This is a genomic window from Ignavibacteriota bacterium (assembly GCA_016707525.1).
Classification (GTDB): Bacteria; Bacteroidota; Ignavibacteria; order UBA10030; family UBA6906; genus JAGDMK01.
On sequence record JADJHP010000006.1, the window covers coordinates 228,705 to 253,825 of the forward strand.

16 protein-coding genes are annotated in these 25,121 nt (G+C 60.6%); all 16 read left to right on the plus strand.

Annotated elements, in window-relative coordinates; all coding sequences use genetic code 11:
• Nucleotides 1-371: 371 nt before the first annotated feature.
• A complete protein-coding gene (locus IPI01_11450) occupies nucleotides 372-3,539 on the plus strand; it encodes a carboxypeptidase-like regulatory domain-containing protein (GenBank protein MBK7258393.1) in 3,168 nt (1,055 codons plus the stop codon).
• A 52-nt stretch (nucleotides 3,540-3,591) separates the two neighbouring features.
• The gene (locus IPI01_11455; GenBank protein ID MBK7258394.1) at nucleotides 3,592-5,655 is read left to right on the plus strand and encodes a hypothetical protein; all 2,064 of its coding nucleotides are present in this window, start codon (nucleotides 3,592-3,594) and stop codon (nucleotides 5,653-5,655) included.
• Nucleotides 5,656-5,678: 23 nt separating this feature from the next.
• Complete coding sequence (locus IPI01_11460; protein MBK7258395.1) at nucleotides 5,679-6,689, plus strand: PorV/PorQ family protein; 1,011 nt, start codon at nucleotides 5,679-5,681, stop codon at nucleotides 6,687-6,689.
• A gap of 53 nt (nucleotides 6,690-6,742) precedes the next feature.
• On the plus strand, nucleotides 6,743-7,423 hold the full coding sequence (locus tag IPI01_11465) for an IPT/TIG domain-containing protein (GenBank protein MBK7258396.1): 681 nt from the start codon (nucleotides 6,743-6,745) through the stop codon (nucleotides 7,421-7,423).
• Entirely contained in the window at nucleotides 7,392-7,931 is a 540-nt protein-coding gene (locus IPI01_11470; GenBank protein MBK7258397.1) for a hypothetical protein, read from the plus strand. Before IPI01_11465 ends, IPI01_11470 begins: the two co-directional genes overlap by 32 nt.
• 38 nt (nucleotides 7,932-7,969) lie before the next feature.
• The gene (locus IPI01_11475; protein ID MBK7258398.1) at nucleotides 7,970-9,421 is read left to right on the plus strand and encodes a T9SS type A sorting domain-containing protein; all 1,452 of its coding nucleotides are present in this window, start codon (nucleotides 7,970-7,972) and stop codon (nucleotides 9,419-9,421) included.
• 173 nt (nucleotides 9,422-9,594) lie between these two features.
• Nucleotides 9,595-11,973, plus strand: coding sequence for a family 10 glycosylhydrolase (locus IPI01_11480; protein MBK7258399.1), 2,379 nt, complete (start codon nucleotides 9,595-9,597; stop codon nucleotides 11,971-11,973).
• A gap of 179 nt (nucleotides 11,974-12,152) precedes the next feature.
• Nucleotides 12,153-13,271 (plus strand): C40 family peptidase, encoded by a 1,119-nt coding sequence (locus tag IPI01_11485; GenBank protein ID MBK7258400.1) that lies wholly within the window; start codon nucleotides 12,153-12,155, stop codon nucleotides 13,269-13,271.
• Nucleotides 13,252-14,391 carry a dipeptide epimerase gene (locus IPI01_11490; GenBank protein MBK7258401.1) on the plus strand — a complete coding sequence of 380 codons (1,140 nt, stop codon included), beginning with the start codon at nucleotides 13,252-13,254 and terminating at the stop codon, nucleotides 14,389-14,391. Before IPI01_11485 ends, IPI01_11490 begins: the two co-directional genes overlap by 20 nt.
• A gap of 60 nt (nucleotides 14,392-14,451) precedes the next feature.
• Entirely contained in the window at nucleotides 14,452-15,594 is a 1,143-nt protein-coding gene (locus IPI01_11495; GenBank protein ID MBK7258402.1) for a DUF5009 domain-containing protein, read from the plus strand.
• 20 nt (nucleotides 15,595-15,614) lie between these two features.
• Nucleotides 15,615-17,345 (plus strand): serine hydrolase, encoded by a 1,731-nt coding sequence (locus IPI01_11500; protein ID MBK7258403.1) that lies wholly within the window; start codon nucleotides 15,615-15,617, stop codon nucleotides 17,343-17,345.
• A 12-nt stretch (nucleotides 17,346-17,357) separates the two neighbouring features.
• Nucleotides 17,358-19,715 carry a 6-phosphogluconolactonase gene (locus tag IPI01_11505; protein ID MBK7258404.1) on the plus strand — a complete coding sequence of 786 codons (2,358 nt, stop codon included), beginning with the start codon at nucleotides 17,358-17,360 and terminating at the stop codon, nucleotides 19,713-19,715.
• 2 nt (nucleotides 19,716-19,717) lie between these two features.
• Nucleotides 19,718-20,626: a PD40 domain-containing protein gene (locus IPI01_11510; protein ID MBK7258405.1), complete on the plus strand. Its 909-nt coding sequence runs from the start codon at nucleotides 19,718-19,720 to the stop codon at nucleotides 20,624-20,626.
• Complete coding sequence (locus IPI01_11515) at nucleotides 20,623-23,250, plus strand: N-acetylmuramoyl-L-alanine amidase (GenBank protein MBK7258406.1); 2,628 nt, start codon at nucleotides 20,623-20,625, stop codon at nucleotides 23,248-23,250. The genes IPI01_11510 and IPI01_11515 overlap by 4 nt, the downstream gene beginning before the upstream one ends.
• Nucleotides 23,251-23,302: 52 nt before the next feature.
• Complete coding sequence (locus IPI01_11520; GenBank protein MBK7258407.1) at nucleotides 23,303-23,839, plus strand: GNAT family N-acetyltransferase; 537 nt, start codon at nucleotides 23,303-23,305, stop codon at nucleotides 23,837-23,839.
• Complete coding sequence (locus IPI01_11525) at nucleotides 23,836-25,116, plus strand: AmpG family muropeptide MFS transporter (GenBank protein MBK7258408.1); 1,281 nt, start codon at nucleotides 23,836-23,838, stop codon at nucleotides 25,114-25,116. Before IPI01_11520 ends, IPI01_11525 begins: the two co-directional genes overlap by 4 nt.
• Nucleotides 25,117-25,121: the final 5 nt, after the last annotated feature.

Below are 25,121 nucleotides of genomic sequence, written 5' to 3' on the forward strand. Positions count from 1 at the left end.
TACACCATCGGGATTCGCAAGGTCCTCGAGGGGCCGAGCATGCTCGGCCCCTACATGATTTTAGAACATTCCTGAGATCGCAAAGAAGGGCCCCGAGGCAGGAACATTTGATGAGGAGGCTGCAAGGGGGGGGTGCCATTAGTTGCGGCAGGCGAACCCGGACAAATTCGATACCCAGTAAATCCTTGAACTGGAACGGTTTAGCTGCATTTGCTTGACACTTCATTTGTTGTTCAGTATATTTCAGTAAAGTTATTGGGACAATGACGTCTGCCTGCCTTGTCCGGCCACATCCTGCCTCCGCCCGCAGACGCCCATCGCATTCGTTCTTACCTTCGCAGTACATCAGGTCTACAATTTCAGGAGCAACTATGAGAGTGACCTTTACTCTTTTCAGTGCTGCCCTGGTTCTTTTCACTTCGATCGCATTCGCCGGAACGACAGGAAAGGTCGCCGGCGTCGTACGTGACGCGCAGAGCGGTGAGCCGCTCCCGAACGTCAACGTGGTCGTTGAGGGAACCATGTTGGGTGCAGCAACCAATCCTGACGGCTACTATGCCATCCTGAACATCCCCCCGGGCCGGTACAAGGTCATCGCCAAACTCATTGGCTACACCTCCGGCGCCGCCGTCAATGTTCGCGTCGACATCGACCAGACAACCGAGCTGAATCTTCAGCTGAGTCAGGAAACGATCTCCGGCGAAGAGGTGACGATCGTGGCCCAGCGTCCGGTGGTCCAGAAGGATGTCGCGGCGAGCCGTGCGAACATCGAATTCCAGGACATCGAGAAGCTCCCTGTCACCAGTGTTTCAAGTGTGGTGACCCTGCAGGCTGGTATTCAGGGGGGACTCATTATCCGTGGCAGTGCCAGCGACCAGGCCGCGTTCGTTGTTGATGGTATGCTGATGCGCGATGAAAGAACGAACACCCCGTTCACCGGGATCAGCCTGAGTTCAATTCAGGATGTTCAAGTTCAAACCGGCGGGTTCAATGCTGAATATGGCAACCTGCGCTCGGGTGTCGTGAACGTTGTCACGCGTGAGGGCAGCCCGTCATCCTACAGCTTCAACTTCATCGGCCGGTATAGCCCTGCCGGGCCGAAGCACTTCGGGCCGTCGATCTATGATGCGAACTCGTACTGGATCCGTCCTTATCTGGATGATGCGGTGGCGTGGAATGGGACGAGCACGTGGGACCAGTGGACGCAGGCGCAGTACCCTGAGTTTGAAGGGTGGAACGCTGTGGCCGCGCGTCTCCTGAAGGATGCCGATCCGACGAACGACCTTTCCCCTGAAGCCGCCCAGCGTCTGTTCCTTTGGGAGCATCGCCGTCAGGCCGAGATCAAGGACCCCGACTGGGATGTGGATATGGGCTTCGGTGGCCCGGTCCCGTTCATCTCCGAGCAACTGGGGAACCTCCGCTTCTTCGCTTCGTACCGGCAGCAGTCCACGCAGTATCTGGTGCCGCTCTCCCGCAACGGCTACAGCGACCTCAGCGGCCAGTTGAAGATCACGTCGGACGTCGGCCCGGGCATGAAGCTCATGTTCTCCGGCCTCGTTGCGAAGCAGGAAGGCACGAACAGCAACAACACCGGCGATCCGGGGATGTTCACCACCGTGTCAGGCGTTGCCTCGTCACTCTATAATACTTCCACAGCGGGCTACATTGATGCCCGTATCTTCGGCACGGACTACTGGGCCCCGACCACAACGAACATCAGCATGTTCGGTGCGAAGTTCTCGCATGCGCTGAGTGGCTCCACGTTCTATGAGGCAGCGGTCCAGCGCTTCGCGCAGGGGACCGATACCGATCCGGGTGCGTTGCGCGACACCGAAAGGAAGTATCTTTTCGGGAACAACTATTATGTGGATGAAGCACCCTTCGGGTTCCAGCCGTATCCGAGCACCGGTATCGTCGGGCTCCGCATGGGTGTCGGCATGAGCAACTCCCGCGACACGTCGCGGGTGGAGACATGGACCGCGCGGTTCGACCTGACCACGCAGATCGACAAGTTCAATCAGGTCAAGGCTGGCGTGGAATTCGCGTACACGGACAACTGGGTGCGGGCCCGCAACGTCGACATCACGCTGCCAAGCGGGCGATACAACACGAGCTGGCACAATTATCCGATCCGTGGCGCGTTGTATCTCCAGGACAAGCTCGAGTTCGAGGGGATGATCGCGAACTTCGGCCTCCGGTTCGAGTACCTCAATCCGAACGGGAGCTGGTACGAGTACGCGAACGATCCCTACAACAATGCATTCTCCGGCCAGGCGCTGCTCGATACGGCATTGGTGCCCACGACCGCGCCGGCAACGTTGACCGTCAGTCCGCGACTGGCCGTTGCCTTCCCGATCAGCGACGACGCCAAGCTGTTCTTCAACTACGGGCATTTCCGTCAGGTCCCGGATCCGCGCAACCTGTTCCTTCTGCGCAGGTATTCGGACAACAATCAGGTGACCGCGATGGCGGACCCCACGGCCGACTTCCCGAAGACCGTGGCGTATGAGCTCGGCTACGAGCACAGCCTGATGGAGGAGTACCTCGTGAGGGTGTCCGCGTACTACAAGGACGTCACGAACGAGACCAAGACCGTGAGTTACTACGGCCGGAACTCGGGTGTTCTGTACAGCAAATACACGAGCAACCAGTACCGGGACATCCGTGGTTTCGAGGTCCAGGTGAACAAGAACCGCGGCAACTGGGTCCAGGGCTTCATCAATTATACGTACGACGTGCGCACGACGGGATACTTCGGCCTCGGGCGGTATTACGAGGACCCGAACGAGCAGCGTGCCTATATCCGGACGAATGTGTACCAGGAAAAGCCGCTCCCGCGTCCGTATGCCCGCGTCAACCTCGACTTCTTCACGCCGTCCGACTTCGGGCCGGCGCTTGTCGGGCAGAACCTGCTGGGCGACTGGCGTCTGAATTTCATCGGGACGTGGTCGGCCGGTGCGTACGACACCTGGGCCGGCGGCGGCACGATCTCCGAATTGCAGTACAACGTCAAATGGCGTGACTACTGGAATCTGGACATGCGCCTCAGCAAGAACTTCAAGTTCGGACGTGCCAACATCCAGTTGTTCGCTGACATGTCGAACCTCCTGAACTTCCGGTACTTCAGCGGGGACAACGGGTTCTTCGGGACGCGCGACTATGACAACTATATGAAGTCGCTGCATCTGCCGGACTTCGCGCCGCAGTTCAAGACCGCGATCGGCTACGTCAACGTTCCCGGCGACGACCAGCCGGGCGATTACCGCAAGGACGGTGTGCCGTATCAGCCTATCGTCGGCCTGGCGCAGATGACCGATCTCGATCTCCCCTCGAACCAGCATGCGCGGCCGTTCTACTATGTCGTGGCAACGGGCGAGTATTACCAGTTCGTGAACGGTGTCCGCCAGGTGGTGGACCCCGGTAAGCTGCAGCAGGTGATGGACGACAAGGCATACATCGATATGCCGAACCAGGAAGCTTTCACGTTCCTCAATCCCCGGAACATCTTCTACGGCATCCGGTTCTCGTTCGATCTCTGATCACACAGGACGTCTGTCGCACGACACAAGCGTATCTCACGGCGAGGAAGCAATGAAGAACATAGGCGTAGTTGTCCTCATCACACTGTTCCTTCTCGGCCTGGCACCGCAGGCGGCCCGGGCGCAGGGGTATGAGACCCAATGGATCTCGATCGGTTCGCTCCAGAACTGGTATGCGAACATGGGGGCCGAGATCGAGGAGGGACGTGTCAAGAAACAGCAGGATGGACTCCAGTGGGAGGCCATCTATGCGAACCAGGACATGCAGGCGGCAAAAGGGTTGTGGATCGGAGCGATGAATTTCCGCGACCCGGACGGCACCGTGTATCCCCACAAGGTGATCGGCGTCGGTCCGCGTTACGACGGCAAGAATGTCTTCACCCCCACGCTGTTCGAGTTGGTCGCGAAGATGGAAGCCCCCTCGGTGACCGTGGACGGGGTGAGCACGACCGGGCGGCTTGTGGACATCAAGCGTATCGATCCGACGATCCCCGGCGAGCGCATGATCGTCAATGAGCTGACGACCGCGCTCGGGCTCAAGATGACACGCAAGATCTACGCGTTCAGCCAGCAGTACCATGACAATTACATCATCAGCGACTATCGTTTCACGAACACCTCGAGCGTGCGGCTGGATTCGGTGATGTTCTACTTCCAGTACCGTCTGGCCGTCTGTGCGACGACGCGGTACGTCATCGGCAATGCGACGGGGTGGGGCATCAACACGATGCTTGATGTGCGCGGTGATGGCCTCAAGGCCGACGTGGACGATGCGGTGAACGTGCCGGGCGTGTATACCGCGCCGCACATGCGGCTCCAGTATGTCTGGCACGGCAAGTATCCGTCGTTCACGCAGTATGACAATCTCGGCGGCCCGATCTGGTCGCCTGCCTCGGTCGCGAACTACGGCGATCCGGCCGATTCGGTTGGTCGCCTGGGTGCCGCGCAATTCGTCGGTATCGGCACGATCCATGCGGACCGGTCCGCGGCGGACAGCACCGATGATCCGGCGCAACCGTCGACGACATCCTATGAAGGGTCGGACGAGGCCTTTGCCTCCGCCGATGCCGACATGTACAATGCGGCGCGCATGACGGCGAAGTACACGACGTGGATGCGCCGCGGCCATCGCGCCCCGCGCCATGCGGATGTCGTGGAGCCGACCGGCACCTTCAATGATCCCAAGGGCGATCCGGCGCTCGGGACGCCGGGCGGATTCTCGAATGCCAACGGGTATGGCCCGTACACGATCAACCCCGGCGAGGATGTCCATATTGTCATGGTCGAAGCAGTGGGAGCCCTGAGCCGCGAAAAGCAGATCTCGGTGGGGCGGAAGTTCAAAGCGGCGACGATCACCGCGAAAGCGAAGAACGACTCGGTGCTGACCGGGAAGGATTCGCTCTTCCAGACCATGCGCCGCGCGATCGCGAACTACAAATCGGGCTTTGCGTTGCCGCCCGCGCCGCTTCCGCCGAAGATCCTCACGGTCACGTCGGCCGGCGACAAGATCGGGCTCACATGGGACACGTACAGCACACCTGATCCCGCCCTCGCAGGGTTCCGCGTCTATCGCTCACTTGGCAAGACGGACGGTGAGTACACGATGCTGGCGCAGGTTCCGAAGACCGCACGCTCCTTCGACGATACCACCGCTCTCCGCGGCCGTGCATACTACTATTACGTCGTCTCCGTCGGTGATCCGGCGTTGAACACCGGTCAGGCACTCACGCCCGCCGGCGTCCCGCTCATGAGCAGCCGCTATCATACGCAGACCTACGAGCCGGCCTATCTGAAACGCGCCCCCGGCCTGGCGATGAGTGAGATCCGGATCGTGCCGAACCCGTACAGCGTCTCGGCGCCGTTGAAAACCCTCCGCTTCGATGGCGAGGGGGACAAGATAGCGTTCTTCAACATCCCGGGACAGTGCCGGATCCGTATCTTCACCGAGCTGGGCGAGCTCATCAAGGAGATCGAGCATCTGGACGGCAGCGGCGATGCCTACTGGAACTCCGTCACCTCTTCGAATCAGGTGATCGTCAGCGGCATCTATATCGTGGTCTTTGAGAACTTGCAGACGGGCGAGCGCATCATCAAGAAACTCTCCGTCATCCGTTAATGAACGAGCATCGGGGCCTTTCCATGAGAACACAACGTGGTGTCGTGAGCTTCATCGCTCTGCTGTGCGTTCTGACGGCGATCGACGCTCCTGCGCAGCAGAAACTCGCGCAGACCGGTATGAAATTCCTGAATGTCCTGCCCGATGCCCGGGCCGCGGCCCTGGGCGAAGCGATGACATCGCTCGAAGGGCCGGCGTCATCCCTCTTCTTCAATACCGCATCGATGGGCCGGATGACCGGGCTGTCAAGCATGTTCGTCAGCCACACACAGTGGATCGCGGACATCAAGCATATGTATGCGGCCGCGGCGTTCAGCCCCTTCGATGGCGAGTACGGCGTGATCGGATTCAACTTCCAGGCGGTCGATTACGGGGTCTTCGAAGAAACGATCCTATGGAACAACGATGCGGGGTATCTCGACCTCGGCACGTTCAAGCCGTCGGCGATCATGGTCGGCATCGGCTATGCACGTGCGCTGAACGACAAGTTCTCCGTCGGCGGGAACGTGAAGTATGTGCGGCAATCGCTGGGCGATGGCACGAACGCTCTTGCTGCCAATGGCGACCCGGTGAAGGTATCCAATACGACCAGCGTCTTCGCCTTCGACTTCGGGATCCTGTACAAGACCGGGTTCAAGAGCCTGAACTTCGGCATGGCGATCCGCAATTTCGCGAAGGAGGTCATGTATCAGAAGGAAGGCTTCCAGTTGCCCTTGACCTTCAGGGTCGGCGTCTCGATGAACGCGCTCGACTTGACGGATGCTGATCCCACGATGCACAAGTTCCTGATGGCGGTGGATGCCGAACATCCGCGCGACTTCGCGGAGCAGGTGCGGCTGGGCGGGGAGTATGTGTTCATGGATATCCTCTCCCTGCGGGGAGGGTATGTTTCGGGCGGCGATGAGTATGGGATGAGCTACGGCGTCGGGCTGAAGAAGGACTTCGACGGCTTTGGGTTGAGCCTGGACTATGCGCGCACGCCGTTCGGGGTCTTCGGAGCCGTCAACCGGTTCTCGTTCCAGTTCTCTCTCTAATATCCCGGGATACTGTACCACTGAGTTTGACGATCGATAACAGGACTGTTCGCATGAAAACTCCAATGCTGAGAATCGCGGTCCCCGGGTTCGCACTGCTCTCCGTACTGATGATGGCAGGGTGCAACGAGGAACCGCCTGCAAGCCTCTACAGCGACAACTATACAACGCGTCCGCAGCCGGTCGTGAGTACGCTGAACCCGGCCACCACGGCGCTGGCGGGCGTCACCACCATCACCATCACCGGTACGAATTTCTCGGCGGTCGCCTCCGAGAATCAGGTGTACTTCGATGCGACGCCGGCCACGATCCTGACGGCCGGCACGACGCAGTTGACCGTGCGCGCACCGAACCTGGTGAAGGATACCGTGCAGGTGCGGGTATCGGTGTACAAATCGGACAAGTACAGCGAAGCCAGGCAGTATAAGCTGCTGGCAGCGGTCAGCGACTTCGGCGGGTTGGCCAAGACCGACGAGCCCTGGGCGGTCACGGCCGATGCGGCGGGGAATGTGTATGTCTCCATTAGCGCATCGGGAGTGAAGAAGATCACGCCGGCGGGTGTGAAAACGGACTATGCCACGCATGCCGCGGGCGTCACGAAATGGTCCGCGATGAAGATCGGGCCTGGTGGCGTGCTGTACAGTGCCCGTATCCTGCGCGTCATCTACACGACGCCGGCAGGGGGGGGCACCGGCGATCTGGGTGACCGGCAGCGCGATCGGCAATATCTATGATCTGGATTTCGATGCGCAGGGCAACTGCTGGGCGGGCGGGAACAATGCTTCGATCTACCGTGTGAAGCAGGACAAAACGATCAAAGCCTTCCCGTTCACCTGCAATGCGCGTGCGATGCGCGTGTATAACGGGTATCTGTATGTCGGCGGCAAGGTGGACACCACGGAGGGCGTCTGGCGTGCACCGATCATCAGCGCCGACAGCCTCGGAGCGTTCGAACAGTACTACAATTTCAGCGCGTCCTATTCCGGCTCTGTGGTGAATGCGGTGACATTCGCTGCCGATGGCGACATGTACATCGGTACGGATGCGGCGGCGGCGGTGGTGATCGTGCATCCCACCAAGGCCGCCGAGCCGTTGTACCCGGGCCTCTTCAGTCCGACCACGCTGCTCTTCACCTGGGGCAAGGACGACGATATGTACCTGATCCGTTCGGTCAACACGCCGCAGCTGATCAAGTCAACGATGCTCAAGCCTGGCGCGCCGTACTATGGCGCCACATTGTGATACATAGTCCACACTCAACCAACAGAAAGGGTCACGTTATGAAGGCAGTCTACACGGTTGTTCTCCTGATGCTGGTGGTGGCCGCGAGCGCATTCTCGCAGTCGCACACCTGGCAGCACATGGGGGTTTTCCCGCCGTCACATGGGGTCGTCGGTGACACGTTGTTCGGGAATGGTATGCATGGCCTTGCGGTCGATGGCGACGGCAAGATCTGGGCACAGCATTATTATGCCATCTCACGGGACAGCCTCCTCATTCCGAACTACATGGCCGACAAGGACACCGCCGGCGGCGTGGATAGCATCGAAGCCCGCAAGATCACGGTGCGCGCGCTGTATTGCTTCAACCCCGACGGTACCCAGCCGGCATGGTCCCCGCTGAAGGTCCTCAACATGCCTGGCGGCAAGAAGGACACCATCGGCGGCTACTCGGTGTATGTGAAAGGTAAGCTGGTGTGGCATCCCACGCTGAGCTCGCGCGGCGCCGGCGTGGGCCTGCGTGCCGACTGGCAGGGGAACATCTATGCCCTCTGGTTCAACAACGTCTACAAGATCGACCATAAGACCGGTGACGTGATCAGCAAGTTCGTGGTCAATACGAATGGCAGTCTGGTCGCTCCGGGCGTGGATCAGGATGGGAACGTGTTCGTGAACCGTGTGGTCACGGACGGGTATCCGCTGTGGGTTCATGACAATTCCGGCAACTTCCTCCAGTACGCGCGTGATACCCTGCGGGGATTCTCGCGCGCCCTCGAGGTGAGCAAGGATGGCAATGACATCTATTATGCCGGCTTCACGCTGCATACGATCATCCGCTACCGCAATTCCTCCGGGTCCGGCGTGCTCGGACCGTGGGACCAGGTGGACAGCGTGATGAAGGGCTTCGACTGCGAATCGATCGTCTGGAATCAGAAGACCATGCAACTGTGGGCCTCTTCCGGTTCCTATAACGACCTGCCGAACCGCTACCCGGGTGTCACAACGACCCATGACCCCGCGGCATGGTATGCGTACAATCCCACGACCGGTCAGCTGACGGGCGAGAAGATCAATTGGGAGTTCGGCGTCGCGGCCAACGTCAACGAGCGTCCGCGTGGTATCGCGTTCAGCCCGGGCGGCGATACGGCCTATGCGTGCGTGTTCGGCGGCAACGCCGGTCCGCCTCCCGGCCTCCGCTGGTTCACGCGCAAGCTGACGAGCGTGGAACAGACGGAAAGCGCTATCCCGTCGGGCTATACGCTGTCGCAGAACTACCCGAACCCGTTCAACCCGTCGACCGAGATCCAGTTCACGCTTACAAAGAGCGGCATGACCACCCTGAAGGTGTATGACATGCTGGGCCAGGAAATTGCCACCCTTGTGAACGAACAGCTGAATGCCGGTACGTTCAAGTCGAAGTTCGATGCGTCACGCCTGTCGTCCGGGACCTACGTCTATGTCCTGACCTCGAACGGGACACGCCTCGTGAACAAGATGCTGCTCATGAAGTAACGATGTCTCTTTACGGGAAACACCTCGTGGTCACACACGACAGATGATGCAAACAGCAGAGGCATCCGGCACAACGCCGGATGCCTCTGTGTCATATCGGTCCGCCCGGATGGACGTCGTGTGCGACGACGGACGGATCGTTTCCGAAACCGGTTTTGTAAGGGGCTGTATCCATGTCCATGATCGTCCGCTGTACCGTTCTCGTCCTGCTGATGTCTCTGGTGTCCGGTGTGCTCTCTGCCCAGACGCCCCCCAAACGTGAATTCCGTGCAGCATGGCTGGCCACGGTGGACAATCTTGATTGGCCGGTGCGTGGCGACACGCCGCAGAACCAGAAGAACCAGCTCCTCGTCCTGCTGGACGGGATGAAGGCGGCGGGTATCAACACCGTGATCTTCCAGGTACGCCCCGAATGCGACGCACTGTACGCATCACCCTATGAACCATGGTCGTATCATCTGACCGGCACCCAGGGGAGCGGGCCGTCGCCCTTCTATGATCCGCTGGAGTATGCGGTTCAGGAAGCACACAAACGGGGGATGGAACTCCATGCCTGGTTCAATCCGTACCGTGCTGAGAAGGCGATCAACAGGTATCCGCTCGCATCGAGCCACGTCTATGTGCAGCATCCCGATTGGATCCTGACTTTCCCGAGCTCCAATCTCCGCATCCTGAATCCGGGCCTCGAACAGGTCCGCGAGTTCGTCGCCCGCGTGGCTGCAGACATCGTCCGCCGGTACGACGTGGACGGCATCCATGCCGATGACTATTTCTATCCCTACAGTCCGATCATCTCCACCGAGGACGCAGCCACGTTCACGGCCTATCCCCGGGGTTTCACGAACATCGGGGACTGGCGGCGCGACAATGTGAACCTGCTCATGAAGATGATCATGGACAGCGTGAACGTGATCAAGCCCTATGTGAAATTCGGCATGAGTCCATTCGGCATATGGAAGAACGGCGTCCCCCCGGGGATCACCGGGCTTGATGCGTACGGCTCCATCTATGGCGATGCGATCGCCTGGCTGCACCAGAAGAGTGTGGACTACCTGACACCGCAGTTGTATTGGAAGATCGGCGGGAGTCAGGACTACCTGAAGTTGAGCGCCTGGTGGGCCGACTCCTGTGCACGGAACGGGCGGCATCTGTACCCCGGGCTCGCTTCCTACAGGATGTCGTCCGGCTCCGGCGATTGGCCGGCGTCCGAGATCCTCTCGCAGGTCCGCGTGAACCGGGGAAATGCGAAGATCCAGGGCGAGGTCTACTTCCGGGCGGCACTGGGCCTCATCGAGAACACCAAAGGATTCGCCGATTCGCTGCGGTTGGGGATGTACAGCAGCCCGGCGCTCCTGCCACAGATGATGTGGAAGGATACCATCGCGCCCTTCATGCCGCGCAATATCCGGTATGAGAAGATCTCCCCATCCGCCCCTGCCGCGATCCTCTGGGACCTGCCCCTCAGCGCGCCGGATGGCGATTCGGCGAAGCGGTATGCCGTGTACCGGTTCAACCATACTCCGTCGCTCCCGGCCGAGCTCGCCGATCCACGGAATATGGTCGATGTGGTCGGGGCGCGTTCGTTCACACCACCGACCCCGCCACCGGGCGGCCCGTACTCGTATGTCGTCACGGCGCTCGACAGGAATTACAACGAGAGTGAGCCGAGCAGCATCCTGCTTATCGGCGCCCCGGCCGTGCCGGTGCTCGCCAGCCCCGGCCCGCTTGCCATCGAGATGCCGGAGAGCCTTACCGTGCGCTGGAAGTCCGATCCACTTGTTGCGTCCTCTCACGTGCAGGTATCGCTGGATTCCGCCTTCGCCGGGACGCTCATTGTGAACGACTCGACGGTCACCGACACCGCGCGGGTGGTTCGCGGCTATCCGGGTCTGACGGCGGTGCACTGGCGTGTGCGCGCACGGAACGCGGCGGGCGCTTCGGCCTTCTCCGCACCGCGCGTGTTCTACGGCGGCTTCCCTGCAGTGGCTCTGGGCGTGTATCCGCCGAACTCCGCGCTGGATATTCCGACCAGCGCGGCGCTCCGCTGGGGCGCGGCGCCGGCGGCCACATCGTATCGTGTGCAGGTCGCCCTCGCAACCACGTTCGCTCCTGCGCTTGTCGACACCGCGGGTCTCGTGGATACGACGTTCTCCCCCGTCGGGATGCAGAATTACAAGATCTACTTCTGGAGGGTGAAGGCGACCAATACCTTTGGTACCAGCGATTGGTCGATCGCGTACCGCTTCCGCACGGTCCAGGCGACCGGTGTTGAAGAGGAAGAGTTCCCATCCGAGTACACACTCGCGCAGAATTATCCGAATCCCTTCAATCCGGTCACCACGATACGGTTCACGGTCCCGCGGTCGGGATATGTGCGCCTGAATGTGTTCGATCTGCTGGGCAGGGAAGTCGCGTCGCTGGTGGACAGCGAACTGCCGGCCGGCGCATATGCCGTGCAATGGGATGGGTCCGGTGCGGCGAGCGGGATGTATGTCTACCGTATGCAGGCAGGTGATTTTGTCCGGATTAATCGTATGTTATTATTGCGTTGATTCTGTGTCATTGCCGGAACAGCCAATGGATCTCCCTGTCATGTTTCATGTCCAGGCCGAAAGGGTCATCTATGAGTTCACCGCACGCGGTGCGGTCGCATATGCCGGGTTCTCTCGGTGCGGCCGCGCTCTTCTTGCTTCTCGCGTTACCGCTTCGTCCAGCGGTCGGAGGGCCTGACATGCTCTCCGATATCCTCAAGGAAGCGAAGCAGAAATTCGCCCCCGACCGCAGGACGGTCGTGTTCGACATTCAGCCCGAACCGAAGGGAAAGATCGTCGTGCTGCGGGGCGAGATCCACTCCATCGCGCTGAAGAAGGATCTCTTCGCGTTTCTTGCGCTGCACAAGGAATTCGTGTTCGAGGACAGCATCCAGACACTCCCCCAGCCGATCGTGGGCGACCGCACCAGGGGGGTGGTCAGCGTGAGCGTGGCGAATATCCGGTCCAAACCGGACCACGCCGCGGAAATGGCGACGCAGGCGATCCTCGGCACGCCGCTCCGGATCCTCAAGAAAGAACACGGCTGGTACTTCGTGCAGACACCCGATGATTACCTCGGGTGGACCGACGACAGGATCGAGATGATGACCCCGGCATCGTTCGAAGCATGGACGGCGAAGCCGAAAGCGATCGTGACAACGGAGATCACGTTCCTCCATGCCGGCGATGACCCCTCTTCGGAGGTGGTCGGCGATGTCGTGGCGGGAGGGTTGCTTGCGCTCACCGGCGAAACCGAGGCGTCCTTCGCCGTGGAATTCCCCGACGGCAGGACGGCAGTTCTTCCCCGGAGCATGGGTACACCGTACATCGAATGGATCGCCAAAGCGAACCCCACACCGGAGAACATTCTGACGACCGCACGCCGCTTCTTCGGCGTCCCGTATCTCTGGGGCGGCACATCGGCGAAGGGCATGGACTGCTCGGGATTCATCAAGACCGTCTTCTTCCTGAACGGTGTCGTGATGCCGCGTGATGCCAGCCAGCAAGTGGATGTCGGCGAACCGGTCGACACCACCGGAGGCGTGGATCTGAAACCGGGCGATCTTCTGTTCTTCGGGTTCAAGGCGACGCCGGAACGGCGGGAGCGGGTGACGCATGTCGCCATCTCCCTCGGCGGCAAGCGATTCATCCATGCCTCCACCGACGTCCGCGTGAACAGCCTCGCGCCGGTGGATACCGACTACAGCCAGCACCGCGAACAGATGTTCCTCCGCGCGCGCCGCGTGATCGGTGCACGCCCTGCGTCCGGGGTAAGGCCACTGAGAGACCTCCCTGACTATGGAGGCGGCCGTGAGTGAGTCGTCGTCACGCCGTGACTTCCTTCGCATGATCTCGATCGCAGGTGCGGCCGCTGCGTTCCATCCGCGGGCACTTCCCTTTTCCTCCACTTTCACCGTCAATGACATGAAACTGACCTTCACGCCGTATACACTGGAACTCAAGCACACCTTCACCATTGCCACGAGTTCCCGCACCACCACGCCGGACATGATGGTTCAGGTGGAAAAGGACGGCATCATTGGCTACGGCGAAGCGTCCATGCCACCGTACCTCGGCGAGTCCCAGGAATCGGCGAAAGCGTTCCTTTCGAAGGTGGACCTTACGACGTTCGCCGACCCGTTCGAGTTCGAGACCGTGCTGGCGTATGTGGACAGCATCGCCCCGGGGAATCCGGCCGCAAAAGCTGCCGTGGACATCGCATTGCACGATTGGGTGGGCAAGAAGATGGGCCAGCCATGGTTCCGCATCTGGGGGCTGGATCCGACAAAGACACCGGTGACCTCCTTCACCATCGGCATCGACACGCCCGAGGTGGTCCGCGCGAAGACCAAAGAAGCGGATATCTACAAGGTGATCAAGGTGAAGCTCGGGCGCGACACCGACAAGATGATGATCAACACCATCCGTGAGGTCACGGACACACCGATCTCCGTGGATGTGAACCAGGGCTGGAAGGACAAGACCATTGCCCTCGGAATGATCGAGTGGCTTGCCACGAAGAACATCCTGTTCGTCGAGCAGCCCATGCCGAAAGAGCAGGTGGATGATATCGTGTGGCTGCGCGAAAAGAGCCCGCTGCCCCTGATCGGTGACGAAAGCGTGCAGCGCCTGCCGGATGTCCGCAAGGCGTGGGGTGTGTATGACGGCGTCAACATCAAGCTGATGAAGTGCACCGGTATGCGCGAGGCACACAAGATGATCACGCTGGCCCGCGCACTGGACATGAAGGTGATGATCGGGTGCATGACGGAGACCTCGTGTGCGATCTCCGCGGCCGCGCAGCTCTCGCCGCTTGTGGACTGGGCCGATCTGGACGGCGCCGTGCTCATCAAGAACGACCTCTTCGATGGCGCAACGATCGTGGATGGCAAGGTGACGTTGCCTGACAGGCCGGGGATCGGCGTCACAAAGAAGTAGAGAAGAGTCCTGCTTCCTTTACCCTTCACGTTCCATTCACCGAAAGGCCGAAGAGAGCGTATGGCATCACAGCAGCGGTTGATCTCGTTGGACGCGTTCCGCGGGGCAACGATCGCCGGTATGATCCTGGTCAATAATCCGGGGACCTGGTCGGCGATCTATCCGCAACTCCGTCATGCCGCATGGCACGGATGGACCTTCACGGATTTCATCTTCCCGTTCTTCCTCTGGATCGTCGGCGTCTCGATGACCCTCTCCTTCGCGCGTCGCGTGGAAGAGGGGGCCGACAAGCCGAAACTCCTCCTCCATGTGCTCCGGCGTGCGGCGATCATCTTCGGCCTCGGGCTGTTCCTGAACGGCTTTCCGTTCGGCCTCGCCCTGGGCCATGATTTCACCTGGGCGCACATCCGGATCCCCGGCGTGCTGCAGCGTATCGCGGTCTGCTATCTGATCGCCAGCACCATCTTCCTGTATTCAGGGATTCGCGGGCAGATCGCCTGGATCGTCGGATTGCTGACGTCGTACTGGCTTGTGACCGCACTCGTGCCGGTCCCCGGGTATGGCGCAGGCATCGTTGAGCCGACCGGGAACCTTGCGTGGTTCATCGATTCGAACCTGCTGGCAGGCCACACGTGGCGCGGAGCGCCGGTGCCGGGATTCGATCCCGAGGGCCTCTTCAGCACCATCCCCGCGATCGCTACGGCATTGATGGGCGTCATGACCGGGCATCTGTTGCGCTCGCGTCTCACGGGCGAGGAGAAGACCGCCTGGATGTTCGTGGCGGGGAACTTCCTGCTCCTTGCGGGTGCCATCCTCGATATGTGGTTCCCGATCAACAAGGCGCTGTGGACAAGTTCGTACGTCATCTTCATGGCAGGTTGGGCGAACGTCTGTCTTGCCATGTTCTACTGGCTCATCGATGTGAAGGGCTATCGCACCTGGGCAACGCCGTTCGTCATCTATGGCATGAACGCCATCACGGTGTTCGTGCTGTCCGGACTGATCGCAAAGACCATGGGCCTCATCCGCTGGACGGCGGAGGACGGACAGAGGTATTCGGTCTGGTCGTACCTGTACCAGACGTTGTACGCCCCCCTGGGCAGCCCGATGAACACATCGCTCATGTTCGCGATCTCGTTCATCTCGATGATGTTCCTGGTGGTCTGGTTCATGTGGAAGAGAAAATGGTTCCTGAAGGTCTGACACAACACGGGGTCGGCATCATGTCACGCATCGTCATAGTGATCGGACTGGTGATGGGTATGTCTCTTCAATCGATGAACGCACAGGAGCCTGCTGCGGTCCTGAAGGAGATCCAGCGTCTCGAACAGCAGTACGGCGGGCATCTCGGCGTGATGGCGAAGAACCTTCGTACGGGCGAGGTGATCCGGTACAACGCCGAGGAACGATTCCCGACGGCAAGCCTGATCAAGTATCCGGTGATGGCAGCGTACTTCAAGGCTGTCGCGGAAGGGCGCGTGAAGCCCGACATGTCCATCACCCTCACGGCGGACGACAAGCGTCAGGGGTCGGGTGTTCTGGAAGGCCTCGATACCGGCGCGGTGATTACGCTCCGCGATGCCGTGCGGCTGATGATCATTCTCAGCGATAACACCGCAACGAACCTGGTGGTGGACCGGCTGGGGACGACACACGAGGAACGGCTCGCATATGTCAATGATATGATGAAGAGTGTGGGGCTGAAGAACACGCGGTTGCTGAACAGGCTCTACTCCTGGAAGACGAAACAGCGGACCCCGGAGGGCATCCGGTACGGCATCGGCGTGTCGACGCCGGAGGACATGGTGACGCTGTCGGAAGCGCTGTACCGTCGGACACTGGTGAGCCCCGGGGCCTCGGACGACATGCTGTCGATCCTGAAAGCGCAGTTCTACGACGACATGGTCCCGCGGTTCCTCCCTGCATCGTCGTGTGCGAGTTTTGCGGTGGCGCACAAGACCGGATTCGTGCAGGAAACCAAGACGGATGCCGGGCTGGTGCTGTCGGACAAGCTGGACATGGCGATCGCGATCTTCATCGACAAGCATCCGGACCATGGCGAAGGCATCAACAATACGGGGATCCTTCTCGCGGGCTACGTCGCGCGGGCGATCTGGAACCACTTCACCGGCATGACGGGGTATGACAACGGTCCGGTGGCGACGTCGCATGTGGACTGGAACATGATGCCGGGTGGCAAGTGGGGAATCTGGCGGTCAACCGCGGCGCCATTCCCGCATCCCGACCGGGCGAACGGATTGACGAAGAAAGATGGTACGCACTATCCCGCGTATCCGCATTACATGGACAGCAGCATCGTGGTCTTCGTACCGGAGGGCCTGAAGCCCGGGCCGGACGGGGTGAACCTGATCATCCACTTCCACGGGCACGGCAACGACAATATGAACGTCCTCGAGCGGTACATGTTGCCGCAGGCTCTCGGGGATGAGAAGATCAATGCGATCCTCGTGCTCCCGCAGGGGCCGTATCGCGCGCGGGACTCGTTCTGCGGAAAAATGGAGGATCAGGGCGGGTTGCGGCGCATGGTCGAGGATGTGCTCCGGACCATGCAGCGGGAAGAGGTCATTCCGGAAGCACGGGTCGCGAAGATCGTGCTTTCCGCACACAGTGGCGGGTACCGGCCTGTGGCTTTTTGCCTCGAAAAAGGGGAGATGAGCGCTTCGATCACGCACCTCTTTCTTTTCGATGCTTTCTATGGTAACTTTGAGTTCTATAAGGCCTGGCTGGAAAAGGGCACGGGCATGATCGAGACCGCCTATACGGAGCATCTGGCCCGGGAACATACGGATTTTGGGGATTCCCTGGCCGCGCCGCTCCGCGCGCGGTTCCATGCGGTCCCGACGGAGGTCGAGCACGACGCGGTGCTCGGGGCGTTCATCCACCCCTGGCTGTCGCGGCTTCCGGTTGAGTTCAAAATTACACCAACACACTGACTACGGAGTCCCATGGCTGCACACATGTATGATACGGCTTCCACTGTTGAATCCTATGAACTGAGCAAGACCGGGCGGTCGTTCCTGTATCCGCCGACGGAAAAGATCAAGGTCATCGAGGTTGAGAACTTTCCTCTGCTGGGGAAGCTGACCGCATTCCGGTTCATTGAGTGGGTCCTGAAGAATCCGGACGGTGTGATCTCCCTTCCGACGGGCAAGACCCCCGAGCACTTCATCAAGTGGGTGATGCGCATTCTGGAGCGCTGGGACCAGGCCGATATCAGGACGCAGTGCGAAGCGTACGGGATCCCGACGGCACGCCGGCCGGTGATGGACGGCCTGCGGTTCGTGCAGATCGATGAGTTCTATCCGATGGACGCGACGCAGCAGAACAGCTTCAACTGGTATGTGAATGAACTGTACCTGAAGGGGTTCGGCCTCCGTCCGAAGAACGCCCTGCTCATCGACGCGACGAGCCTCGGCCTTCCTCCGGGTGTGTCGATGCAGGAGATGTTCCCGAACAACATCGTGGACCTTTCGCTGCGCGTGCGGCAGACCCGCACCAACCTCGAACGGCGGCAGAAGGAAGCCATCAACCGCGTCGATGAATTCTGCATGGACTACGAGAAACGGATCCATGAGATGGGCGGGATCGGCTTCTTCCTCGGCGGCATCGGTCCGGACGGCCACATCGCCTTCAACGTCCGCGGTTCGAGCGTATTCTCGGTGACGCGTCTTACCGGGACGAACTATGAGACCCAGGCGGCGGCGGCATCGGACCTCGGCGGCATCGAGATATCGCGCAGCCGCCTCGTGATCACGATCGGCCTTGCCACCATCACCTACAACCCCACGGTCACGGCGATCGTCATCGCGGCCGGCGACGCGAAAGCGCCGATCGTTGCCGATGCGATCGAGAACAAACCGAGTCCGCAATACCCGGCGTCGGTCCTCCAGAGCATCGAGGGCGGACGTATGTATCTGACCAAGGGTGCGGCGAGCCGGTTGGTGGAGCGGCGGTTCGAGGATTTCCGGAACAAGCCGGAGGCGACCGCTGCCGACATCGATGATATCGTTGTGCAGCTCGCCGTGCACCAGGGCAAGCGCGTGACGGAACTGCAGACGGAGGATTTTGCGGCCGACCGGTTCGCATCGGAACTGCTCACGAAGTCGGGCCAGCAGGTCCCCGCGCTCGTCCATGGCGTTGCCGAACGCCTCGTTGCCAAGATCGAGCGCGGACTCGCTCCGGTGAAGGAGACCGTGTTCCTGCACACCGAGCCACATCACGACGACATCATGCTTGGCTATCTTGCGCATATCTATCATCTGGTGCGCGACCCCAGCAATAAGCACTACTTCGCCAACCTGACGTCCGGCTTCACCGCGGTGTCGAATCCGTTCTGCCATTCGGTCGTGCGGAATCTCCTGCCGTATCTGGAGAGCCCGAAGTTCACCCAGATGCTGAAGGATGGCTACTTCAATCCGAAGAGCGCACCCAACAAGATGGAGGACGTGTTCCTGTATCTGGATGGCGTGGCCGCGAACAACGTGGATATGAAGAATGAGGGACAGGCGCGCCGGATGCTGCGCAACCTCATCGAGGTCTACAACACCAGCGACATGCGTGTGTTGCGTCTGCGGGTGAGGGACATGGACGAGTACTTCAGCACCCAGTATCCCGGTGCGAAGGATCCGCCGGACATCCAGCTGTTCAAGGGCACCATCCGCGAATATGAGGTGGAACTCCTCTGGGCGTACTTCGGCATCGATGCGTCCGCGATCTCGGCGCTCCGCCTGGGCTTCTACAAGGGCGATATCTTCTCCGAAGAGCCCGAAGTGGACCGGGACGTGATCCCGATCTATCAGCTCATCAAGAAGGTCAACCCGACCGTCGTCTCGGTCGCCTTCGATCCCGAAGGGAGCGGCCCGGACACGCACTACAAGGCGCTGCAGGCAGTGGCCGAAGCGTTGAGGATGTACGAGAAAGAGACCGGCAACACGAACATCCGGGTCTGGGGCTACAGGAACGTGTGGTACCGCTACCGTCCCTCCGAGGCGGAACTCCTGATCCCCGTTTCGCTGAATTCGTTGTCGCTGCTGCATACAGCGTTCATGAATTGCTTCGGATCGCAGAGTGCCGCCTCCTTCCCGAGCTACGAGCATGATGGGCCGTTCTCGGAACTCGCGCAGCAGATCCAGGTCGGACAATACGATATGATGAAGACCTGCCTCGGCCACAGTTATTTCCAGAAGCATCCCCATCCCCGCATGCGCGCATCACGCGGCATGATCTTCTTGAAGGAGATGGAACTGGCCGAGTTCTATGAGAAGGTCCGCGAACTCAAGAAACTCACCGAAGCAAAGGACTAACTATGCGTTGTCTGATCGCTGTCCTGCTCGCCGGGCTTGTTCTCCCGGCGAGCGGACAGATCCGCGTCGTCTCCACGGAACGGCTTCCCCTCCCTGTGGACCGTGTCTGGAGTGCCCCCCAGTTCTCACCAGATGGAACAACGATCTTTGTGACCACCGCCGGCTACAGGGGGATCTGGCGATACACCCTCTCCACGCGGTCGCTTGAGCAGATCTGTGATGATGCGGGGGCGGGGTACGGCTTCTCGGTCTCACCGGACGGCAACCGGGTCGCCTACCGGCGCACGCTGGAAGGGACGTCCATGAACCGCCGCGTGCAGGAAGTGGTCGAGGTGGAGCTTTTGTCCGGCGAACAGGTGGTGATGGCATCCGGCCGTGATCTGCCGACGCCTGTCTATGCAGGTGACCGGGTGTTGTTCGATCCGTCGGCTGCCCGGAAGAACATGGCACCGGCGATGGGCACGGGCAAAGCGGTGCTCGGGATCGAGGATACCAAGATCATGGCGGTCGTGGACGGCATGCCGCTGCGCCTCGACCCCTACCGGAACGGGAGCTATATCTGGCCCTCCCTGTCACCCGACGGAACCCGCATGGTGGCCTATGAAATGTCGCGCGGGATGTTCGTCGCGGACCTTGCCGGCAACATCCTGGCAGAATTCGGGAGGTGCGATGCGCCCTCGTGGACGCGGAGCGGCCGCTGGATCGTCTGCATGCGCGAGAAGAATGACGGGCAACAGATCACCGGATCGGACATCTATTGTGTTGCGCCGGACGGTGGGAGCCCCATCCGGCTGACCGATTCGCCGGCGATCGAACTCATGCCCGTGTGCTCGCCGGTGGACGACCGGATCCTGGCATGCACCCCTTCGGGAGAGATATTGGTACTGACGTACCGGGAGGAGGGGCGATGAGCACAAGGGAAGAAGGAATATCGAAAGACCCCTACGGGGTGTTGGCTCGCACGTGCGGAGTGCAGGGAGACGGGATGATCGACAACGGCAGCGCACGGCGCAGCGTGCAGGGAAGGGGACGGGTAGCCGCGGTGTTCTTCCTCCTCCTTATGGCCTGTTCCGTCCTTGTGTTCTCTCCCGTGCGTGTGCAGGCGCAGACCGGCGACCTCACCGGCCTGAAGTTCTGCATCGATCCCGGGCATGGCGGCAACAATGCTGCGAATGACCGGCACGTGATCCCGGACCCGGGTACGGATTTCTGGGAATCGGAGAGCAACTTTCAGAAGGCGCTGCGGCTCGATACGCTGCTCCAGGCGCGCGGTGCATGGGTGATCCTCACACGGTACACCAACAGTTATCCTGCCGACGACGAGCCGTCGTTGTCCGCGCGGTGGGCGCTCGCGAACGCCAACAATGTGAACTGGTTCCACTCGATCCACAGCAATGCGACGGGTGGCACCAATACCGCAACGAACTATACGCTTGTCCTGGTGAAGGAGAACATCACCACACGCCTTCCTCAGTATCCCGCGGCCGTCACGATGTCCAACATCATCGGGCCGTCGATCCAGGCAAAGTTGCGCAACACGATGCGGTCCACGTGGACCTATCTGGACTACACCTTCTATGGCGGCACGAATGGAGGGTTCAATCTCGGTGTGCTGAACGGCCTTGCAATGCCGGGCCAGCTTTCGGAAGGGTCGTTCCATGACTACTATCCTGAGACCCGGCGGTTGATGAACAACCTCTATCGCAAGATGGAGTCCTACGCGCTGCGCAATTCGTTCATGCAGTACTTTGGTGCCGCGCCCGATTCGCTCGGGATCATTGCGGGTGTGCAGGGGGATGTCGCGTCGAACAAGCCCCTCAACCTCAGCACGGTACGGCTTCTTCCCGGCGACCGGGTGGTGACCGGTGATGCCTACAACAACGGGTTCTATATGTTCGACAACGTGCCGCAGGGCACGTATACCGTCAGGTTCGAGACCCCCGGATACACGGTCGACTCCGTGCAGGTCACCGTGGGCCGCGGCGCGACGGTCTTCGTGGACCGCAGTCTCACATCGTTTGCCGCGCCCGCTCCTGTGACAACGGTCCCGGTGAACGGCGATACGGCCTATTCAGCGGCGAATCTCGTCACCATCGGATTCTCCAAACCGATGGATACCGCCTCCGTGCGTTCGGCATTCTCGATCAGTCCCTCGATCGGCGGCACGCTCACGTGGAACGCCAACAACTCTGTTGTCACGTTCGATCCGGACGGCGTGTTCGGATTCTACGTGAATTATACCGTCCGCATCGATACGGGCGCGCATTCCGTATCCGGACAGCCGATCGACGGGAATGGTGACGGTACGGGGGGTGACCCGTTCGTGCTGTCGTTCCGCACGAAGTATGTTGATGTCTTCGTTCCGGTGGTCACGTCGGCACTGCCTGACGCCGGAGTGCGGCTCACATCGCCGGTGACGGTATTGAACATCACGTACGATGAACGGCTGAACCCTGCTTCGGTCCTGACTTCGAACTATCTCATCCAGCAGATCCCAGGTTCGATCCAGTTCCGGGCCCTGGAGTACGCCGAAGCCAATGGCCATGGTGGCGTGACCGTGTACGTCCCCAATGGACTGCTCCCCGGGAATCTGTACCGTATGCGTCTGACCAGGGTCGCTGATCTTCTCGGCAATACGATGCCCGGGACAGCGTCGTATCTCTGGGATTTCTCGGTCGGGTCGGGTGCGTTCACAACAAGTGTCCTTGATTCGTTGGATCCCGGCACCGCAAGGCTCCGGCAGCCGACGCAGGCGGCCGATATGCAGGGGACAGACAGTATTGTCGTTTCGTCCGCAACGGGCCGGCTCCTTGGCTACGTCACCGGGAACACCGGGTCCGTAGGGATCCGTGTCGTCTGGGATACAGCGGCCGCCCCCTGGCACGTCCGCATCCCCGCCGATACTCTTTCGCCGCTCGGGCAGACAGGCTTTTTGAAGGATGGTACGCTCCTCCGGGCGCATGTGTTCGGCGATGCCAGCGGCGCCCGCATACGGTTCGCCGTGCGCGACGGAGCCGGGGACCGCGAAGTGTCGCGCTGGATCACGTGCGATTGGGTGGGCTGGCGTGCGCTCACGTGGGACCTTGAAGTGGATACGCTGGGAGCAGGATCAGGGAACGGGACGCTGGACGGTTCCCTCCGGTTCGATGGCTTCGAACTCGCCTACGTGTCCGGGAGCAGTTCGAACGTCACCGCCATCAATGTCGACCAGATGCAATTGATCGGCCGCACGGTCACGGGGATCGCTGCAGGGACGGCGGGCATCCCCGACCGGTTCGTGCTCTATCAGAACTCTCCCAATCCTTTTAACCCTTCGACGAGGATCTCCTATGCGATCCCGGCCGAAGGTGTGGTCCGTCTGACCGTGCATGATGTCCTTGGCCGTGAGGTCGCACAGCTCGTGAATGGACGCGAAGCTGCAGGCGTCCATGAGATCCAATGGACCCCGGGTGCGTCGGCGGCCAGCGGGGTGTACCTTGCACGTTTGTCGACGGGAGGGTTCACGGGGGTGGTGAAGATGCTTCTGGTGAAATAATGACACGGGGATCGCACCGCCCTGCACGGATCAACGTAATCGCAACGCCCCTATGGTGAACAGCCTGATCGTCCGGTCCTGGCAGGACGGGGATCTTGAGGATATACGCCGCATCACATGGACCACGTGGGTCGCCACGTATGCGTCGTTCGTTCCCGAGGCCGACCTGCGGGCGTATTTCGACAAGGCGTACACCCTCGATGAACTCGCCATGCTGTTGGTGTCCCCCGATTTCCGGGGGCTCATCGTCGAAGAGCACGGTGCGCCGATCGGCTATGCGAAGGTCGTCCATGTACCGGACGAACAGAAGTGCTATTGCTCATCCCTGTATGTCCTCCCCGGACATCAGGGGAAAGGGATCGGGTCGCTGTTGCTCGAGCATGCCGAGCGCCATGCTGTTGCGTTCGGCGTGCACGAGATCTGGCTGGGTGTGATGGTGCAGAACGTCCGGACCATGCAGTGGTATGAACGGATCGGGTTCGTGTTCGTGAAAGAAGAACCGTTCACCATGGGCGCGACAAGCGTTCCGCACCGTATCGGATACCGCCGGATCGGCCTCACCACAGACGAACACAGGAAGACGCAATGAGTGCTCCATCCGCGACACGCACCCCCTGGGCGTGGATCCCATCGCTCTACTTTGCGCAGGGGATCCCCTATGTCGTCGTCATGACCGTGTCGGTGATCATGTACAAGCGGCTGGGGATCTCGAACACCGACATTGCATTGTACACGAGCTGGCTGTACCTTCCGTGGGTCATCAAGCCTCTGTGGAGCCCCCTGATCGAGCTGTTCCGGACCAAGCGGTTCTGGATCGTGACCATGCAGCTGATCATCGGTGCGTCGCTGGCGGCCGTTGCGCTGACCATCCCCATGCCATCGTTCTTCCAGTATACGATCGCGGTGTTCTGGCTGATGGCGTTCAGTTCGTCGACGCACGATATCGCCGCGGATGGTTTCTACATGCTCGGGCTCGCGCAGCACCAGCAGGCCGCGTTCGTCGGCGTCCGCAGCACGTTCTATCGCATCGCGATGATCACCGGCCAGGGCATCCTGGTCGTCATCGCAGGGCAATTGGAGACCGGACTGGGAGGGGATCTGCATCTCGCCTGGGCCATCACGTTCGGCATCCTTGCCGCGCTCTTCCTGCTGTTCTTCGTCTATCACAGATTCATGTTGCCGTATCCGGCCTCCGATACCACCGCCGTCCTTGAGCCCGGCCGGAGCCCGATGTCGGAGTTCTTCCGGGTGTTCGCGCTCTTCTTCAAGAAGAAGGGTATCGTCCCGATCATCGCGTTCCTGCTGTTCTACCGGTTCGCCGAAGCGCAATTGGTCAAGATGGTGCAGCCCTTCCTGCTCGATCCCCGCCAGGCGGGCGGACTGGGACTGACGACCAGCGAGGTGGGGATCGTGTATGGTACTGTCGGGATCATCGCACTGACCATCGGCGGCCTGATCGGCGGATATGTGGTATCGCGCGGCGGGCTGAAATCTTGGCTCTGGCCTATGGTCCTGATCATTCATCTCCCCGATCTGGTATTCGTATATCTGTCCCAGACGCAGCCGGAGAATTTCATCCTCATCAATGCCGCCGTCGCCGTCGAGCAATTGGGATACGGGTTCGGGTTCACCGCCTATATGTTGTTCATGATCCTGACCGCGGAAGGGGAGCACAAGACCGCCCACTATGCGATCTGTACCGGCTTCATGGCCCTCGGCATGATGGTCCCGGGGATGTTCAGCGGGTGGCTGCAGGATACGATCGGGTATCAGCAGTTCTTCCTGTGGGTGGTGCTCTCCACCATCCCGGGCTTCCTTGTGGCGGCGCTGGTGAAGGTGCCTGAGGGATTCGGGAAGAAACAATGATGCAT

What these genes read in the sequence shown, in the direction of transcription:
- IPI01_11455 (MBK7258394.1), top strand. Translation starts at nt 3,592, where the DNA reads ATGAAGAACATAGGCGTAGTTGTCCTCATCACACTGTTCCTTCTCGGC.
- IPI01_11510 (MBK7258405.1), top strand. Translation starts at nt 19,718, where the DNA reads ATGCGTTGTCTGATCGCTGTCCTGCTCGCCGGGCTTGTTCTCCCGGCG.
- IPI01_11500 (MBK7258403.1), top strand. Translation starts at nt 15,615, where the DNA reads ATGTCACGCATCGTCATAGTGATCGGACTGGTGATGGGTATGTCTCTT.
- IPI01_11505 (MBK7258404.1), top strand. Translation starts at nt 17,358, where the DNA reads ATGGCTGCACACATGTATGATACGGCTTCCACTGTTGAATCCTATGAA.
- IPI01_11515 (MBK7258406.1), top strand. Translation starts at nt 20,623, where the DNA reads ATGAGCACAAGGGAAGAAGGAATATCGAAAGACCCCTACGGGGTGTTG.
- IPI01_11450 (MBK7258393.1), top strand. Translation starts at nt 372, where the DNA reads ATGAGAGTGACCTTTACTCTTTTCAGTGCTGCCCTGGTTCTTTTCACT.
- IPI01_11520 (MBK7258407.1), top strand. Translation starts at nt 23,303, where the DNA reads ATGGTGAACAGCCTGATCGTCCGGTCCTGGCAGGACGGGGATCTTGAG.
- IPI01_11475 (MBK7258398.1), top strand. Translation starts at nt 7,970, where the DNA reads ATGAAGGCAGTCTACACGGTTGTTCTCCTGATGCTGGTGGTGGCCGCG.
- IPI01_11525 (MBK7258408.1), top strand. Translation starts at nt 23,836, where the DNA reads ATGAGTGCTCCATCCGCGACACGCACCCCCTGGGCGTGGATCCCATCG.
- IPI01_11495 (MBK7258402.1), top strand. Translation starts at nt 14,452, where the DNA reads ATGGCATCACAGCAGCGGTTGATCTCGTTGGACGCGTTCCGCGGGGCA.
- IPI01_11490 (MBK7258401.1), top strand. Translation starts at nt 13,252, where the DNA reads ATGGAGGCGGCCGTGAGTGAGTCGTCGTCACGCCGTGACTTCCTTCGC.
- IPI01_11480 (MBK7258399.1), top strand. Translation starts at nt 9,595, where the DNA reads ATGTCCATGATCGTCCGCTGTACCGTTCTCGTCCTGCTGATGTCTCTG.
- IPI01_11465 (MBK7258396.1), top strand. Translation starts at nt 6,743, where the DNA reads ATGAAAACTCCAATGCTGAGAATCGCGGTCCCCGGGTTCGCACTGCTC.
- IPI01_11460 (MBK7258395.1), top strand. Translation starts at nt 5,679, where the DNA reads ATGAGAACACAACGTGGTGTCGTGAGCTTCATCGCTCTGCTGTGCGTT.
- IPI01_11485 (MBK7258400.1), top strand. Translation starts at nt 12,153, where the DNA reads ATGCTCTCCGATATCCTCAAGGAAGCGAAGCAGAAATTCGCCCCCGAC.